This is a genomic window from Pseudomonas sp. NBRC 111140 (genome assembly GCF_001320885.1).
Taxonomy (GTDB): Bacteria; Pseudomonadota; Gammaproteobacteria; order Pseudomonadales; family Pseudomonadaceae; genus Aquipseudomonas; species Aquipseudomonas putida_P.
In genome coordinates, this window is sequence record NZ_BCBQ01000041.1 from 32,686 (window position 1) to 48,495 (window position 15,810).

The window sequence follows — 15,810 nt, forward strand, 5'->3', positions numbered from 1 at the left end:
CACGAGAAAAGACATGAGCCTGACCATTACCCCCCTCAGCCCGGCCCTTGGCGCCCAGATCAGCGGCGTGGACATCAGCCGCGATATCAGCGCGCAAGCGCGTGACGCCATCGAACAGGCATTGCTGCAGCATCAGGTGCTGTTCTTCCGCAACCAGCCGATCAACCCGGAGCAACAGGCGCGCTTTGCCGCCCGCTTCGGGGACCTGCACATCCACCCGATCTACCCGAACGTGCCAGAAACCCCGCAAGTGCTGGTGCTCGATACGGCAGTGACCGATGTGCGCGACAACGCCGTGTGGCACACCGACGTGACCTTTCTGCCGACCCCGGCGCTGGGCGCGGTGCTCAGTGCCAAGCAACTGCCGGCCTACGGTGGCGATACCCTGTGGGCCAGCGGCATTGCGGCGTTCGAAGCCTTGTCGGCGCCGCTGCGTGAGATGCTAGACGGGCTGACCGCCACCCACGACTTCACCAAGTCGTTCCCGTTGGAGCGCTTTGGCACCACGCCAGAAGACCTGGCGCGCTGGGAGGCCACGCGGCGCAACAACCCACCGCTGTCGCACCCGGTGGTGCGCACGCACCCGGTGAGCGGGCGCAAGGCGTTGTTCGTCAATGAAGGGTTTACGACGCGCATCAATGAGCTGAGCGAGCTGGAAAGCGATGCACTGCTGAGGCTGCTGTTCGCCCATGCGACACGGCCGGAGTTCAGCATTCGCTGGCGCTGGCAGGAGAATGACGTGGCGTTCTGGGACAACCGCGTGACCCAGCATTTTGCGGTGGATGATTACCGGCCGAACCGGCGGGTGATGCATCGGGCGACCATCCTGGGTGATGCACCCTTCTAACAGAAATTCATCAACAGCCCCGGCCTCTTCGCGGGTAAAACCGCTCCCACAGGGGTGGCACCGGTTTTGAAGCCTGCGCTGTACCTGTGGGAGCGGGTTTACCCGCGAAGAGGCCGGTACAGGTTATTACCGAACCAGATGCAAGTACTGCATGTGCCGCTCGTATTGGTCGAGGATGTCGTTGATGATCTGCTCCTTGCTGTAGCCCACCAGGTCATAGTTCTGGCTGCCTTCGCTCAGGTGCACCTCCGCCCGATAATAACGGCGGTTCTTCAACTCCTGCGTCCCCAGCCCACCCAGGGCGAACGATGGCGTGAAATAACCACGCATCTGCACCTGGTAAATGAACGGCTGTTCCTCGCCATGGCCAATCTTCAAGCTGACGTTGTCGTGGCTCGGGTCGTCCTGGGTAATCAGCACCAGGCCCTTCTGCTCGAACACTTCCCGCACGTCGGCAATCGCCGGGCGCACCACGTCATCCATGAAACGGTACACCTCATCACGCGACGGGAAATGCACCGCCTGGCTCAGGCGCTGGCGCCAGCCGCCACGGCCGCGACGTGACTGGGCAAACGGCGCCAGCGAGTGCATCTGCGCGATCTGCCGCTGCGACTCGAGGTAGAACGCCTTGTGCAGCCCCCACATCATGCACAGCAGAATCAGCGAGAACGGCAACGAAGTCAGCACCACCGCCGACTTCAGCGAATCGATACTGCCGGCGAACAACAGCGCGCTGGTGATCAGCGCAGTCATCGCGCCCCAGAAGATGCGCAGCCAGTTCGGCCCATCCTCGTCGGCTTCGCCGCCCTTGGCCGACAAGGTCGACAGCACCACGGTGCCCGAGTCGGCCGAGGTAACGAAGAACACGAAGCTGATGAACACCGTGGTGGCGATCACCGCCTTGCTCCAGGGGTAGGTCTCCAGCAGCAGGTACAGGCTCATCGACGGGTTATCCAGGGCCGACTGTCCCAGCGCGGTCATGCCGTGGTTGATCACCTGGTCCAGCGCGCTGTTGCCGAAGATCGACATCCACGCCAGGGTGAAACCGAGCGGAATCAACAGCACGCCAAAGACGAACTCGCGGATGGTGCGGCCACGGGAGATACGGGCGATGAACAGCCCCACGAACGGCGCCCAGGCAATCCACCAGGCCCAATAGAACACTGTCCAGCCACCCAGCCAGTCGCGGTTTTCACCGTAGGCATACACGTCGAAGCTCTTGCGTGGCAAAGCGCCCAGGTAGTCGCCCAGGTTCTGGATGAGCGTATTGAACAGGTGCTGGGTAGGCCCGGCGAACAGCACGAACAGCAGCAGTGCGCAGGCCAGGAACAGGTTGATGTCGCTCATCACCCGCACCCCCTTCTCCACCCCGGCGACAGCCACGGCCACGGCCGCGCCCATCATCAGGGTGATGAGGATCACCTGCACCCACTGGCTGTGGCTGATGCCGAACAGGTAGTCGAGGCCGGCGTTCAGATGCAGCACCCCAAAGCCCATGTCGGCGCCCAGGCCGAACACCGTGGCGATGATGCCGAAGCCGTCCACCGCGTAGCCGATCGGGCCGTTGATGCGTTTGCCGATCAGCGGGTACAGCGCCGAGCGCAGGGCCAGCGGTAGGTTGTGGCGGTAGGCGAAGTACGCCAGCGCCATACCGACGAAGGCGAAGACGCCCCAGCCATGCAGGCCCCAGTGCAGGAACAGAATCTGCATTGCCTGACGCCCGGCCTCGGCCGTGCCCGCTTCGCCCTGGGGCGGCTGCAGCATGTGGGTCAGCGGTTCGGAGACGCAGAAAAAGAACAGGGTGATGCTGATACCGGCGGCAAACAGCATGCCGGCCCACGACAGGTAACTGAACTCGGGTTCGTCGTGGTCGGCACCGAGCTTGATCTTGCCGTAGCCAGACAAGGCGGTGACCACCACGAAGACCAGGTACAGCGTCATCGCCAGCATGTAGTACCAGCCGACCGTGTTGGCCGCCCAGTTCTGCGCCGCCAGCAACCAGTCACCTGCCGCTTGCGGGTTGGAGATGACCACCAGGCCAAAGATGAGGATGAAACTAGCCGCGAAGTAGAACACCGGGGGGTTCATGCGGATCTTGCCATTGGCAAGGGAAGGGTTCGGTGCACTCATCGGGCGTGCACCTCGTCGAATGACGTAAGGTTCGGAATGAACGGGTTCAGCAAAGGAATCCTCCTGTTGAACACCGGCAGCGGACCAGCGTTTTTTCATTGAACAAGCGTTCAAGTTAAACATGGATCGGATTTCAATGCGAATTGGGCCGCTGATTGGCGTCCTTCTGAACCGGCCCTTTCGCGGGTTTACCCGCTAAGGGCCGGTTAAGGTCAAGCAAATGCCAGATCAGTTCTTGTCCTGGCAATCCAGCTGCAAGTTGGCCTGGGTGATGTTGCTTTCAGCCGGCACACTGCGGGTCAGCCACACATTGCCGCCAATGGTCGAGCCTTTGCCGATGGTAATGCGCCCCAGCACCGTGGCCCCGGCATAGATCACCACATCGTCCTCGACGATGGGGTGGCGCGGCAGGCCTTTGTGCAGGGTCCCCGACTCATCGCTTGGGAAGCGCTTGGCGCCCAGAGTAACCGCCTGGTAGATGCGCACGCGCTCGCCGATGATCGCAGTTTCGCCAATCACCACGCCGGTGCCGTGGTCGATGAAGAAGCTCGGGCCGATTTGCGCCCCTGGGTGAATGTCGATACCCGTGGCCGAATGCGCCAGCTCCGAACTGATCCTCGCCAGCAGCGGCAAGCCGGCCTGGTAAAGGTGGTGCGCCAGGCGGTGGTGGATGATCGCCAGGATCCCTGGGTAGCACAGCAGTACTTCATCGACGCTGCGCGCCGCCGGGTCGCCGTGGTAGGCGGCCAGCACATCGGTGTCGAGCAGTACGCGCAGCTCCGGCAACGCAGCCGCGAAGCCCTGGATCAGGCTTAGCGCGTGAGCGTCTACACCTGCCAGCTCAGCCTTGCTTTGGCGAGCGGCATAGCGCAACTCCAGACGCGCCTGGGCCAGCAAGGCGGTCAGTGCGGCATCCAGAGTATGGCCGACGTAGAAGTCTTCGCTTTCTTCGCGCAGGTCCACAGGCCCAAGGCGCATGGGGAACAACGCACCGCACAGTTGCTCCAGAATCTGCCGCATCGCCTCGCGCGATGGCAGTTCGCGCCCGCCCTGCTCACCAATGCTGCGGCCATTGCGGGTGCGCCATTGCTCACGGGCGCCGCGCAGGCCAGTAACGATGTTCTGCAACTGCCAGTGCGCGGATGAAGGTTGTTCGCTCACGGTTTTCTCCTGCCGTATGGGCCATCTCATTTTTTGCCAGGCCCGCGAAGAAACCAGGCCTGCCTACATGCAATCCACTCTACGGCAAATCCGACCCTTGGAAAAAACAACGCTTTATTCCATCCTGCGCTAAGTCAGGCATAAGCCGCGATGACGGCGTGGGGATCGTCGCCTACCCTCAAAGCAGCCAGCACCTGGCAAAAAGCAAAAAGGGAATAACAAAATAATTTTTTAGTATTTCCTGGCCTAAGCAGCCAACCCTATAGTCGCCACCTCACTACTTACACAACAAGCGCGGGGCTCTGACATGTCGAAATTCGCCAAACCGCTACTCAACGCCAGCCTGGCCCTCCTGCTGGGTGCCGGCCTGCTCGGCCAGGCCTTCGCCGGCGAGCAATTGAAGACTATCCAGGAAAAAGGCGTGATCAACGTCGGCCTGGAAGGTACCTACCCACCGTTCAGTTTCCAGGATGAGAACGGCAAGCTGGCCGGCTTCGAGGTGGAGCTTTCGGAACTCCTGGCCAAGGAGCTGGGGGTCAAGGCCAAGATCCAGCCAACCAAGTGGGACGGCATCCTTGCCGCGCTGGAGTCCAAGCGCCTGGACGTAGTGGTCAATCAGGTGACCATCTCCGAAGAGCGCAAGAAGAAATACGACTTCTCCGAGCCCTACACCGTTTCCGGTATCCAGGCCCTGATCCTGAAGAAGAAAGCCGAGCAGCTGAACATCAAGTCGGCGCAAGACCTGGCCGGCAAGAAAGTCGGTGTGGGCCTGGGCACCAACTACGAGCAGTGGGTCAAGCAGGATGTCCCGAAAGCCGAAGTGCGTACCTATGAAGACGACCCGAGCAAGTTCGCCGACCTGCGCAACGGCCGCATCGACGCCATCCTGATCGACCGCCTGGCCGCGCTGGAATACGCGCAAAAAGCCAAGGACACCGAGCTTGCCGGCGATGCCTTCTCGCGCCTGGAAAGCGGCGTAGCCCTGCGCAAGGGCGAGCCTGAGCTGCTGGCAGCGATCAACAAGGCCATCGACAAGCTCAAGGCTGACGGCACGCTGGCCAAGCTGTCCGAAAAATACTTCGGTGCCGATGTCACCAAATGATCGCTGAAAGCCTGCAACTCGTTGTCGACTCCACGCCCTTCCTGCTGAAGGGCGCGGGTTATACAGTGCTGCTCAGTGTCGGCGGCATGTTCTTCGGCCTGCTGCTGGGCTTTGCCCTGGCGCTGATGCGGCTGTCGAAGATTTTGCCGCTGAACTGGCTGGCGCGGGTCTACGTGTCGTTCTTCCGCGGCACGCCGCTGCTGGTGCAGCTGTTCGTGATCTATTTCGGCATGCCACAGATTGGCATCGAGCTCGACCCGATACCTGCCTCGCTGATCGGCCTGTCGCTGAACATGGCGGCCTACATCTGCGAAATCCTGCGTGCGGCGATTTCCTCGATCGACCGGGGCCAGTGGGAAGCTGCCGCCAGCATCGGCATGACCCGCGTCCAGGCCATGCGCCGGGCGATCCTGCCACAGGCCTTGCGCACCGCCCTGCCACCGTTGGGTAACAGCTTCATTTCGCTGGTCAAGGACACCGCCCTGGCGGCGACCATCCAGGTGCCCGAGCTGTTCCGCCAGGCGCAGCTGATTACCGCACGTACCTTCGAAGTGTTCACCATGTACGTGGCAGTCGCCGTTATCTACTGGGTGCTGTGCAGCATCCTTGCGCACTTCCAGAACCGCATGGAAGCGCGGGTCAACCAGCATGACCAGGAGCAATGAGCATGATTGAAGTCAAAGGCCTGACCAAACGGTTCAAGGGCCAGACCGTGCTCAACGGTATCGACCTGACCGTGCAGCCCGGCGAAGTGGTGGCCATCATCGGCCCCAGTGGCTCGGGCAAGACCACCTTCCTGCGCTGCCTGAACCTGCTGGAAACCCCCGATGCCGGGCAGATCCAGATCGGCGCCATCAGCATCGATGCCAACCGCCCGCTGGGTGGCCAGCAAGGTGCGATTCGGCGTTTGCGCCAGCAGGCCGGGTTCGTGTTCCAGAACTTCAACTTGTTCCCTCACCGCACCGCCCTGGAGAACGTGATCGAGGGGCCGGTGATCGTCAAGAAGACGCCTCGCGAACAGGCCATCGAGCTTGGCCGGCGTCTGCTGACCAAGGTCGGCCTGGCGGGCAAGGAAGACGCCTACCCACGGCGCCTGTCCGGCGGCCAGCAGCAACGGGTGGCCATCGCCCGCGCCCTGGCCATGGAGCCGGAGGTGATCCTGTTCGACGAACCGACGTCGGCGCTGGACCCGGAGCTGGTGGGTGAAGTACTGGCGACCATCCGCGGCCTGGCCGAGGAAAAGCGCACCATGATCATCGTCACCCACGAGATGAGCTTTGCTCGGGATGTGGCGAACCGGGTGATCTTCTTCGACAAGGGCGTGATCGTGGAACAGGGTGAAGCCAAGGCGTTGTTTGCGGCGCCCAAGGAAGAGCGTACCCGGCAGTTCCTGCGCAAGTTCCTCGGTACCGCGGCTTCCGAATAAGCCTGCTCGGCCCTATTCGCGGGTTCACCCGCGAATAGGGCCGGCACATCTGTAGCAAATCCCTCCTTCTATACATATTCCAAATTGTTAGTTCATAAACAATTTATAAAGCATTAGGGTATATAAACCGGACCACCGGACCAGCACACATTTGTCGCGATCAGCTGTAGCGGCACAACTATTTTGTGAGGTCAGGAATGGTCAGGATCACAATCACCCCAGTGCGTATCGCCAGGGCATTGAGTGCAGCCAAGGAGCGGTACTGATGTCCAGCCAGCCAAATACCCAATTCCACAGCGATCTCGACAGCTCGCCCCTGCTGCTGCCGGCCAAGGTACTGCGCAATGACGCCGAAGCCCTGCAAGCGGCCCGCGAACTGGCCGAGGTTGCCCGCGAGCAAGCTGCCCGCCGCGACCAGCAACGCAAACTGCCTTGGGCCGAGATCGAGCTGTTCACCCGCAGCGGCCTGGGTAGCATCAGCGTACCCAAGGCCCACGGCGGCCCGGACGTATCGTTCGAAACCGTAGCCGAGGTTTTCCGCGTGATCAGCGCCGCCGACCCGGCCCTGGGGCAGATCCCGCAGAACCAGTTCGGCATGTTGCAACTGATTCGCCTGACGGCCACCGAGGCACAGCAGGCGCTGATCTTCCGCAGCGTGCTCGACGGCTGGCGCATCGGTAATGCCGGCCCCGAACGCGGCACCAAGGACACGCTCACCCTCAAGGCCCGGATCACTCGCGCTGGCGACAGCTATCGCATCAGCGGCGAGAAGTTCTACTCCACCGGCGCCCTGTTCGCCCACTGGGTGGCGGTGAAAGCCCTCGACGACGAAGGCCGCCAGCGCCTGGCATTCGTGCGCCGGGGCAGCCCGGGGCTGCGCATCGTCGATGACTGGTCCGGGTTCGGCCAGCGCACTACCGCCAGCGGCACTGTACTGCTGGACCAGGTACCAGTAGACGCCGAGCTGGTGATCGACAACTGGCGCCAGCGCGATATCCCCAACATCCAGGGCGCGGCTTCGCAGCTGATCCAGGCGGCGATCGACGCCGGCATTGCCGAAGCGGCAATCGACGATGCAATCACATTCGTGCGCGAAAAGTCCCGCCCATGGATCGAGGCCAACGTGGACCGTGCCAGCGACGACCCTTATGTGATTGCAGACATTGGCCGCCTGAAGCTCGAACTGCATGCCGCCGAAGCACTGCTGCGCAAAGCCGCGCGGGTACTCGACGAGGTCAATGCCGCGCCAATCGACGCCGCCAGCGCGGCACGCGCCTCGATTGCGGTGGCCGAGGCCAAGGTACTGACCACCGAGGTCGCCCTGCAGGCCAGCGAGAAGCTGTTCGAGTTGGCCGGCAGCCGCGCCACCCTCGCCGAGTTCAACCTCGACCGCCATTGGCGCAATGCCCGGGTGCACACCCTGCATGACCCGGTGCGCTGGAAGTACCACGCGGTGGGCGCGTACCACCTCAACGGCACCCTGCCTGCGCGGCATTCCTGGATCTGATTTTTTAGGCCTTGGGGGCTGCTTTGCAGCCCATCGCGACACAAGGCCGCTCCTACACGGGATCGCGTACCGACATCGGGTCGCGCCCCCCTGTAGGAGCGGCCTTGTGTCGCGATGGGCCGCAAAGCGGCCCCAATGGCCCCGGAGAACAACATGACTACAAATATCATCACCAGCGACACCGAAGCCCTGAATGTCGCCGAAGACATCGCCCAGCAACTGCGCCGCGACAGCGCCCTGCGCGACCGCGAGCGCCGCCTGCCGCACGCCGAACTGGAGCTGTTCACCCGCTCCGGCCTATGGGCCATCAGCGTGCCCAAGGCCTTCGGTGGCGCCGGCGTGTCCAATGTCACCCTGGCCAAGGTCATCGCCCGTATCGCCCAAGCCGACGGCTCGCTCGGGCAGATCCCGCAAAACCATTTCTACGGCCTGGAAGTACTGCGAGTAAACGGCACCCCCGAGCAGCAACAGCGGCTATACGCCGAAGTGTTGGCCGGCCGCCGCTTTGGCAATGCCCTGGCCGAGTTGGGCACCAAGACCGCCAACGAACGCACCACCCGACTGAGCCGTGACGGCGATGGCTTCCGCATCAACGGCCGCAAGTTCTATTCCACCGGTGCCATCTACGCCCAGCGCATTCCCACCTCGGTCGTCGACGACCAAGGCGTGCAGCAACTGGCCTTCGTCCCAGCCGACAGCCAGGGCTTGCAAGTGATCGATGACTGGAGCGGATTCGGCCAGCGCACCACCGGCAGCGGTTCGGTGGTGTTCGACAACGTGTACGTCAGCGCCGCCGACGTGGTGCCGTTCCAGAGTGCCTTCGAGCGCCCCACCCCGGTCGGGCCGTTGGCGCAGATCCTTCATGCCGCAATCGACACCGGCATCGCCCGCGCGGCTTATGAAGATGCCCTGCACTTCGTACGTACCCGCAGTCGTCCGTGGGTCGACTCCGGCCTGGACAAGGCCACGGATGACCCGCTGACGTTGAAAAGCTTCGGCCACCTGGCGATCCGTTTGCACGCCGCCGAGGCCCTGCTGGAGCGCGCCGGTGAATACCTCGACCGCGCCCGCGACGACAGCACCGCCGACAACGTCGCCGCCGCCTCCATCGCCGTGGCCGAGGCACGCGCCATCAGCACCGAGATATCGCTTGCTGCAGGTACCGCGCTGTTCGAACTAGGTGGCAGCCAGGCAACCTTGGCCGAGCACAACCTCGACCGCCACTGGCGCAACGCCCGTGTGCACACCCTGCACGACCCGGTGCGCTGGAAGTACCACGCCATCGGCAACTACTACCTCAACGATGCCAACCCGCCACGTCGGGGGACCATCTGATGGCCAAGCAGATTCTGCTCAATGCCTTCAACATGAACTGCATCGGGCACATCAACCACGGCCTGTGGACCCATCCACGGGACACCTCGACCCAATACAAGACCCTGGACTACTGGACCCACCTGGCACGCCTGCTGGAGCGCGGCCTGTTCGACGGGTTGTTCATCGCCGATATCGTCGGTACCTACGACATCTACGGGCAGTCGCTGGACGTGCCCCTCAAGGAGTCGATTCAGCTGCCGGTCAACGACCCGCTGCTGCTGGTTTCAGCCATGGCTGCGGTCACCCGCCACCTGGGTTTCGGCCTTACCGCCAACCTCACCTACGAGGCGCCGTACCTGTTCGCCCGGCGCCTATCCACCCTCGACCACCTGAGCAATGGCCGAATCGGTTGGAACATCGTCACCGGTTACCTCGACAGCGCGGCCCGAGCCATGGGCCTTGAGCAACAACCCGAGCACGACCGCCGCTACGACCAGGCCGACGAATACCTGCAGGTGCTGTACAAGCTGCTGGAAGGCAGCTGGGCCGACGACGCCGTGGTCGCAGACCGCACGCAGCGCGTCTATGCCCAACCCGACAAGGTGCGCAAGGTCAGCCACCACGGCGAGTTCTACAACGTCGAGGGCTATCACCTGTGCGAGCCCTCGCCGCAGCGCACCCCGGTGCTGTTCCAGGCCGGCAGCTCGCCGCGCGGCCTGGCTTTCGCTGGCAACCATGCCGAATGCGTGTTCATCAGTGGCCAGGACAAGGCCGCCACCCGCGCCCAGGTCGACAAGGTGCGCGCAGCCGCCCAGGCTGCCGGTCGCGACCCGCAAGCAGTCAAGGTGTTCATGGGCATCACGGTGATCGTCGCGGCCACCGAGCAAGCGGCCCAGGCCAAGCATGCCGAATACCTGCGCCATGCAAGCCCCGAGGCCGGCGTCGCGCACTTCGCCGCATCCACCGGCATCGACTTCGCCGCCTACGCGCTGGACGAGCCAATCGCCTTCAACCAGGGCAACGCCATCCAGTCGGCCACCCGCCAGTTGCAGGACAACGCCTGGACCCGCCGGCGCCTGCTTGAACAGCACGCCCTGGGTGGCCGCTACGTCACCCTGGTCGGCGCTCCCGAACAGGTGGCCGAACAGTTGATTGCCTGGATCGACGAAACCGGGCTGGACGGCTTCAACCTGACCCGCACCGTCACCCCGGAAAGCTTCGAGGACTTCATCGACCTGGTCGTCCCGCAACTGCAGCAGCGTGGCCGCTACAAGACCGCCTACGCCGAAGGCACCCTGCGCGAGAAGCTGTTCCAGGCCGACCACCCGCACTTGCCCGTCAGCCACCCTGGCTCGGCTTATCGTTTTACCCCAACCCCTGCCCCGACTGGAGCCCTGCATCATGCTTGAGAAACTGTTCCGGCCCGTCGCGGCCATTGCCTTCACACTGGGCCTGTCCGCCAGCGCCCTGGCAGCCGAACCGCTGAAGATCGGCACCACCTCGGCCTTTGCCATTCCGCTGGAAGCCGCAGTGGAGGAAGCACACAAGCAAGGCCTGGAAGTGAAGCTGATCGAGTTCAGCGACTGGATTGCGCCCAATGTCAGCCTCAACAGTGGCGACATCGACGTGAACTACTTCCAGCACATCCCGTTCCTGGAAAACGCCAAAGCCGCTGCGGGCTTCAACCTGGTGCCCTACGCCTCGGGCATCATCAACAACGTTGGCCTGTACTCGAAAACGTACAAAAGCTTCGCCGACCTGCCAGAAGGCGCCAGCGTGGCCATCGCCAACGACCCGATCAACAGCGGCCGGGGCCTGCAACTGCTGGCCAAGGCCGGGCTGATCACCCTGAAGCCAGGCGTTGGCTACAAGGCCACCGAGGACGACATCGTCACCAACCCTAAAAAGCTGAAAATCCTGCAGGTCGAGGCGGTTCAGCTGGTGCGCGCCTACGATGACGCCGACCTGGTGCAGGGTTACCCGGCCTACATCCGCCTGGCCAATACCTTCGATGCCACCTCGGCGTTGCTGTTCGATGGCCTGGAAAACAAGGAATACGTGATCCAGTTCGTCATCCGCCCACAAAGCAAGGACGACCCACGCCTGGCCAAGTTCGTCGACATCTACCAGCACTCGCCTGTGGTACGCGCAGCGTTGGACAAAGCCCACGGCAAGCTCTACCAAGCTGGCTGGGAAGGCTGACATGAGCCAGGCCAGCGCGCTCAGGGCGCCTACCCCACAACCATTGCCGCCAACGGTCAAGGAACAGGCTCTGCGCCCGGAAGTCAATGAAGCCCATGTGCGCTTCATCGGCCTGGGCAAGACCTACCCTGGCCAGGCACAACCGGCCTTGCAAGGCATCGACCTGAACATCCGCCATGGCGAGATTTTCGGCATCATCGGCCGTAGCGGCGCCGGCAAGTCTTCACTGCTGCGTACCATCAACCGCCTGGAGCAACCCAGCCAGGGCCGGATACTGATCGACCAGGTAGACATCGCCCCCTTCGACGAGGACCGCCTGGTGGCGCTGCGTCGGCGCATCGGCATGATCTTCCAGCACTTCAACCTGATGTCGGCCAAGACTGTATGGCAGAACGTCGAGCTGCCGTTGAAGGTGGCCGGCGTGGCCAAGGCCGAGCGTCAGCACAAGGTGCGCGAGTTGCTGGAGCTGGTCGGTTTGCAGGAAAAGCACCATGTGTACCCGGCGCAGCTGTCCGGCGGGCAGAAACAGCGCGTGGGCATTGCCCGAGCGCTGGTGCACGACCCCGAGATCTTGCTGTGCGACGAGGCCACCTCGGCGCTGGACCCAGAGACCACGGCCTCGATCCTTGAGCTGCTGCGCGACATCAATCAGCGCCTGGGCCTGACCATCGTGCTGATCACCCACGAAATGGCGGTAATCCGTGATATCTGCCATCGGGTGGTGGTGCTAGAGCGCGGTGAGGTGGTCGAGCAGGGCGAAGTCTGGCGGGTGTTCGGTTCTCCCCGCCACGAGGTCACCCGCACCCTGCTCGCACCCTTGCAGGCCAGGCTGCCAGCCGCATTGCAAGCCAGCCTGCAGGCCAGCCCGGCGAGCCATGACAGCGCCGTGGTGCTGAAACTGACAGTGCTCGGTGAGCCAGAGCTGTCTGCCCTGTTCCAAGACTTGGGCGGGCGTGTGCGCCTGCTGCAGGGTGGCGTGGAAACCATCGGCGAGCATGCCCTGGGGCAGTTGATCCTGTCGGTGCAACACTCGCCGCACGACACCCATCAATTGCTGGAACGTGCCCGCCGCTGGGCCGAGGACGTGGAGGTGCTGGGCCATGTGGTTTGATCGTCTGCTGGAAGGCTTGCTCGATACCCTGCTGATGGTCGGCGTTTCGTCGCTGATCGCCCTGCTGATGGGCGTACCGATGGCGGTGCTGCTGGTCACCAGCGACAAGGGCGGGATCTTCGAGGCGCCGCTGCTGAACCGGGTGCTGGGCGCCTTCGTCAACCTGTTCCGCTCGATCCCGTTCCTGATCCTGATGGTCGCGCTGATCCCCTTCACCCGCCTGGTGGTAGGCACCACCTACGGCGTGTGGGCGGCGGTGGTGCCGCTGACCATCGCCGCCACGCCGTTCTTTGCGCGGATTGCCGAGGTCAGCCTGCGCGAGGTCGACCATGGCTTGGTGGAGGCCGCACAGGCCATGGGCTGCCGGCGCTGGCACATTGTCTGGCATGTGCTGCTGCCCGAGGCACTGCCGGGCATCGTGGGGGGGTTCACCATTACCCTCGTGACCTTGATCAACTCTTCGGCGATGGCTGGGGCGATTGGTGCTGGAGGGTTGGGGGATATCGCCTACCGGTATGGCTACCAGCGTTTCGACAGCCAGATCATGCTGACCGTGATTGCCTTGCTGGTGGCGTTGGTGGCGTTGATCCAGCTGGGCGGGGACCGCCTGGCGAAGGGCTTGAACAAGCGTTGACTGCCGGGGGCTGCTTTGCAGCCCGATCGCGACACAAGGCCGCTCCTACAGACGACCGCATACCCATGTAGGAGCGGCCTTGTGTCGCGACCGGGCCGCAAAGCGGCCCCAAGCTCTCAATCCCAGCGAAGATCCCCAGCCGGCACCGGCCGCCCGAACCAGTACCCTTGGCCCAATTGACACTGCTCCTGCAGCAGGAAACTGGCCTGCTCGGCCTGCTCAATGCCCTCGGCATGCACCTGCATGCCCATGCTGCGGGCCAGGGCGATGATCACCCGCACGATCGCGATGTCATCCTCATCCAGCGGCAAACCGGCAACGAAGCCCTGGTCGATCTTCAGCTTCTGCACGGGCAAACGCTTGAGCCGCAACAGCGACGAATACCCGGTGCCGAAGTCGTCGATGGCCAGGGTCACCCCCAGCTCGCGCAAACGGTGCAGCTGCTCCAGCGCCACCTCAGGGTCTTCCATCACCGCGCTTTCCGTCACTTCCAGCTCCAGCAAGGCTGGGGGCAGGCCAGTTTCATGCAAAACCGCGGCGACTTGCCGGTACAGCTCATGCTGGCCAAACAGGCGGCTGGATATGTTCACCGCCACAAAGGCCAGCTGCCTGCCTTCGGCCTGCCACTGCACCATTTGCCGGCAAGCCTGGCGCAGCACCCAGGTATCGATTTCGGCAATCAGCCCGGTGCGCTCGGCAATCGGGATGAACTCGCCCGGCGGCACCAGGCCCCGCTGGGGATGCTGCCAGCGCACCAACGTCTCGACCCCGACCTGTCGGCCTGTCGCCAGGTCATGTACCGGCTGGAAATACACCCGCAGCTCATCCTGCTCCAGGGCCCGGCGCAGCTCTCCAGCAGTCTCGACCCGGTGTTGGGCGTGGGCAGTCAGCTCTTCGGTGTACAGCGCATAGCAGGCCCGCCCGTTGCTTTTGGCCTTGTACAACGCCGCGTCGGCATTACGCAGCAACTGTTCGGCGCCCAACGCATCGCTGGGGAACAGGCTGATACCGACGCTGGCACTGATGAACAGGCGATTTTCCTCGCACAGGAACGGCTCGCGCATACGCTCGATGATGCACTGCGCCAGCTTGCCCGCCTGGCCGACCTGTTGGCAGTTCTCGGCCAGCACAGCGAACTCGTCGCCGCCCAGCCGCGCCAGGGTCACGCCGCTACCCAGCACCTCACCCAGGCGCTCGCCCACCCGTTTCAGCAACTGGTCACCGATGGTGTGGCCAAGGCCATCGTTGATGCTCTGGAAGTGGTCCAGGTCCAGCAGCAACAGCGCGCAACCACGCTTGTTGGCCTGTGCCGCCGCCAATGCCTGCTCGACCCGGTCGGTGAACAGCAGGCGGTTGGGCAGGCCCGTCAATGGGTCGTGGTGGGCCAGGTAGGCCAGCTCCTGTTCTGTATGCTTGATCGCACTGATGTCACTGAACACCGCCACGTAATGGCTGAGCTCACCATCGTCATCGCGAATGGCACATATGGTCTGCCACTGCGGATAAATTTCGCCGCTCTTGCGTCGGTTCCAGATTTCACCGCTCCACTCGCCCTGTTCGGCCAGGGTGGCGAAGATCTGCTGGTAGAACGCAAGGCCATGGCGACCGGACTTGAACTTGCTCGGGCGCTGGCCCATCACCTCGTCCTGCTGATAGCCGGTGATGCGCATGAAGGCACGGTTGACGTGCACGATCAGGCCCTGGCGGTCGGTGACCAGTACACCTTCGAGGGTACTGTCGAACACTGCGGCGGCCATGCGCAGCCGCTCGCGATCCTCGCAGCGCAAGCGCGCACCAGCACCGATGAAGTTCAGCAGCCGTACCCTGGAAACGTAGATCAGTACGGCACTGAACAACACCCACAGCACGATGTTGATCTGCCGCCCCACGGTCAGTGCCAGGGGGTCGTCAGTCATGCCGTGCAGCATCACCTCGGCGAGCGCCAGCCAGAGGATCGAGAGCACCACATACAGCGCAGCCATGCGCAAGGCGTCGCGAACGGAAACAGACATGTCGGGTGGGATTGCCCATCAGAAAAGAATGGGCATTATAAAGGCTCTGGCGCACTGTGGGAGCGGGTTTACCCGCGAAGATGGCAACGCGGTGGATGGCACCGGCTCTGCCGGTGTTCGCGGCTGAAGCCGCTCCCACATGGATTGCGTGAAATATCGCGTCGTCAGCTTTGACTGGTTTTATTTCCCTGCCAAGGGATAATCAGCCCCTCCTCCTGCATTCCGAGGGTTTTTACACCTATGTGGTACAACGGCCTGCTCGACTTGTCGGCCTGGCAACTGGTGGGCATCACTTTGTTGATGACCCACGTGACCATTGTCAGCGTCACGGTCTACCTGCATCGCTACTCCGCGCACCGGG

General features: G+C 63.2%; 13 protein-coding genes and 1 pseudogene. 11 read left to right on the forward strand and 3 right to left on the reverse strand.

Going from position 1 to position 15,810, the window contains the following annotated elements:
* Nucleotides 1-13: 13 nt before the first annotated feature.
* Entirely contained in the window at nucleotides 14-847 is an 834-nt protein-coding gene (gene tauD / locus APH42_RS15115) for a taurine dioxygenase (protein WP_060493647.1), read from the forward strand.
* A 126-nt stretch (nucleotides 848-973) separates the two neighbouring features.
* Here tauD and betT read toward each other — a convergent pair whose 3' ends face one another.
* Nucleotides 974-2,935, reverse strand: a complete 1,962-nt coding sequence (gene betT / locus APH42_RS15120; protein WP_171577237.1) for a choline transporter BetT — start codon at nucleotides 2,933-2,935, stop codon at nucleotides 974-976.
* 270 nt (nucleotides 2,936-3,205) lie between these two features.
* On the reverse strand, nucleotides 3,206-4,138 hold the full coding sequence (epsC, locus tag APH42_RS15125; protein WP_012270034.1) for a serine O-acetyltransferase EpsC: 933 nt from the start codon (nucleotides 4,136-4,138) through the stop codon (nucleotides 3,206-3,208).
* 307 nt (nucleotides 4,139-4,445) lie between these two features.
* Here epsC and tcyJ point away from each other — a divergent pair, with 307 nt between their 5' ends.
* The 9 genes from tcyJ to APH42_RS15170 all read left to right on the forward strand — a co-directional run bounded on the left by tcyJ (nucleotide 4,446) and on the right by APH42_RS15170 (nucleotide 13,437).
* Entirely contained in the window at nucleotides 4,446-5,240 is a 795-nt protein-coding gene (tcyJ, locus tag APH42_RS15130; protein WP_012270033.1) for a cystine ABC transporter substrate-binding protein, read from the forward strand.
* The gene (gene tcyL, locus APH42_RS15135; protein WP_012270032.1) at nucleotides 5,237-5,905 is read left to right on the forward strand and encodes a cystine ABC transporter permease; all 669 of its coding nucleotides are present in this window, start codon (nucleotides 5,237-5,239) and stop codon (nucleotides 5,903-5,905) included. The genes tcyJ and tcyL overlap by 4 nt, the downstream gene beginning before the upstream one ends.
* A 2-nt stretch (nucleotides 5,906-5,907) precedes the next feature.
* Nucleotides 5,908-6,666 (forward strand): L-cystine ABC transporter ATP-binding protein TcyN, encoded by a 759-nt coding sequence (gene tcyN / locus APH42_RS15140; protein WP_060493648.1) that lies wholly within the window; start codon nucleotides 5,908-5,910, stop codon nucleotides 6,664-6,666.
* Nucleotides 6,667-6,931: 265 nt separating this feature from the next.
* A complete protein-coding gene (locus APH42_RS15145) occupies nucleotides 6,932-8,173 on the forward strand; it encodes an SfnB family sulfur acquisition oxidoreductase (protein ID WP_060493649.1) in 1,242 nt (413 codons plus the stop codon).
* A 153-nt stretch (nucleotides 8,174-8,326) separates the two neighbouring features.
* Nucleotides 8,327-9,508 carry an SfnB family sulfur acquisition oxidoreductase gene (locus tag APH42_RS15150; protein ID WP_012270030.1) on the forward strand — a complete coding sequence of 394 codons (1,182 nt, stop codon included), beginning with the start codon at nucleotides 8,327-8,329 and terminating at the stop codon, nucleotides 9,506-9,508.
* Complete coding sequence (locus APH42_RS15155; RefSeq protein ID WP_060493650.1) at nucleotides 9,508-10,899, forward strand: LLM class flavin-dependent oxidoreductase; 1,392 nt, start codon at nucleotides 9,508-9,510, stop codon at nucleotides 10,897-10,899. Before APH42_RS15150 ends, APH42_RS15155 begins: the two co-directional genes overlap by 1 nt.
* Nucleotides 10,892-11,692, forward strand: coding sequence for a MetQ/NlpA family ABC transporter substrate-binding protein (locus tag APH42_RS15160; protein ID WP_012270028.1), 801 nt, complete (start codon nucleotides 10,892-10,894; stop codon nucleotides 11,690-11,692). Before APH42_RS15155 ends, APH42_RS15160 begins: the two co-directional genes overlap by 8 nt.
* A 1-nt stretch (nucleotide 11,693) precedes the next feature.
* On the forward strand, nucleotides 11,694-12,803 hold the full coding sequence (locus tag APH42_RS15165; protein WP_012270027.1) for a methionine ABC transporter ATP-binding protein: 1,110 nt from the start codon (nucleotides 11,694-11,696) through the stop codon (nucleotides 12,801-12,803).
* Nucleotides 12,793-13,437 carry a methionine ABC transporter permease gene (locus APH42_RS15170; RefSeq protein ID WP_060493651.1) on the forward strand — a complete coding sequence of 215 codons (645 nt, stop codon included), beginning with the start codon at nucleotides 12,793-12,795 and terminating at the stop codon, nucleotides 13,435-13,437. Before APH42_RS15165 ends, APH42_RS15170 begins: the two co-directional genes overlap by 11 nt.
* Before the next feature lie 116 nt (nucleotides 13,438-13,553).
* Here the strand turns inward: APH42_RS15170 and dibA are convergent, their stop codons facing one another.
* Nucleotides 13,554-15,449: a phosphodiesterase DibA gene (gene dibA, locus APH42_RS15175; protein WP_012270025.1), complete on the reverse strand. Its 1,896-nt coding sequence runs from the start codon at nucleotides 15,447-15,449 to the stop codon at nucleotides 13,554-13,556.
* Nucleotides 15,450-15,689: 240 nt separating this feature from the next.
* Between dibA and APH42_RS29870 the strand changes: the two are divergent.
* Nucleotides 15,690-15,810, forward strand: a pseudogene (locus APH42_RS29870) (acyl-CoA desaturase); the annotation flags it as partial.

Excerpts from the sequence above, each read along its gene's own strand:
- tauD (WP_060493647.1), top strand. The coding sequence starts at position 14 with ATGAGCCTGACCATTACCCCCCTCAGCCCGGCCCTTGGCGCCCAGATC.
- betT (WP_171577237.1), bottom strand. The coding sequence starts at position 2,935 with ATGAACCCCCCGGTGTTCTACTTCGCGGCTAGTTTCATCCTCATCTTT.
- tcyJ (WP_012270033.1), top strand. The coding sequence starts at position 4,446 with ATGTCGAAATTCGCCAAACCGCTACTCAACGCCAGCCTGGCCCTCCTG.
- tcyL (WP_012270032.1), top strand. The coding sequence starts at position 5,237 with ATGATCGCTGAAAGCCTGCAACTCGTTGTCGACTCCACGCCCTTCCTG.
- tcyN (WP_060493648.1), top strand. The coding sequence starts at position 5,908 with ATGATTGAAGTCAAAGGCCTGACCAAACGGTTCAAGGGCCAGACCGTG.
- APH42_RS15145 (WP_060493649.1), top strand. The coding sequence starts at position 6,932 with ATGTCCAGCCAGCCAAATACCCAATTCCACAGCGATCTCGACAGCTCG.
- APH42_RS15150 (WP_012270030.1), top strand. The coding sequence starts at position 8,327 with ATGACTACAAATATCATCACCAGCGACACCGAAGCCCTGAATGTCGCC.
- APH42_RS15155 (WP_060493650.1), top strand. The coding sequence starts at position 9,508 with ATGGCCAAGCAGATTCTGCTCAATGCCTTCAACATGAACTGCATCGGG.
- APH42_RS15160 (WP_012270028.1), top strand. The coding sequence starts at position 10,892 with ATGCTTGAGAAACTGTTCCGGCCCGTCGCGGCCATTGCCTTCACACTG.
- APH42_RS15165 (WP_012270027.1), top strand. The coding sequence starts at position 11,694 with ATGAGCCAGGCCAGCGCGCTCAGGGCGCCTACCCCACAACCATTGCCG.
- APH42_RS15170 (WP_060493651.1), top strand. The coding sequence starts at position 12,793 with ATGTGGTTTGATCGTCTGCTGGAAGGCTTGCTCGATACCCTGCTGATG.
- dibA (WP_012270025.1), bottom strand. The coding sequence starts at position 15,449 with ATGTCTGTTTCCGTTCGCGACGCCTTGCGCATGGCTGCGCTGTATGTG.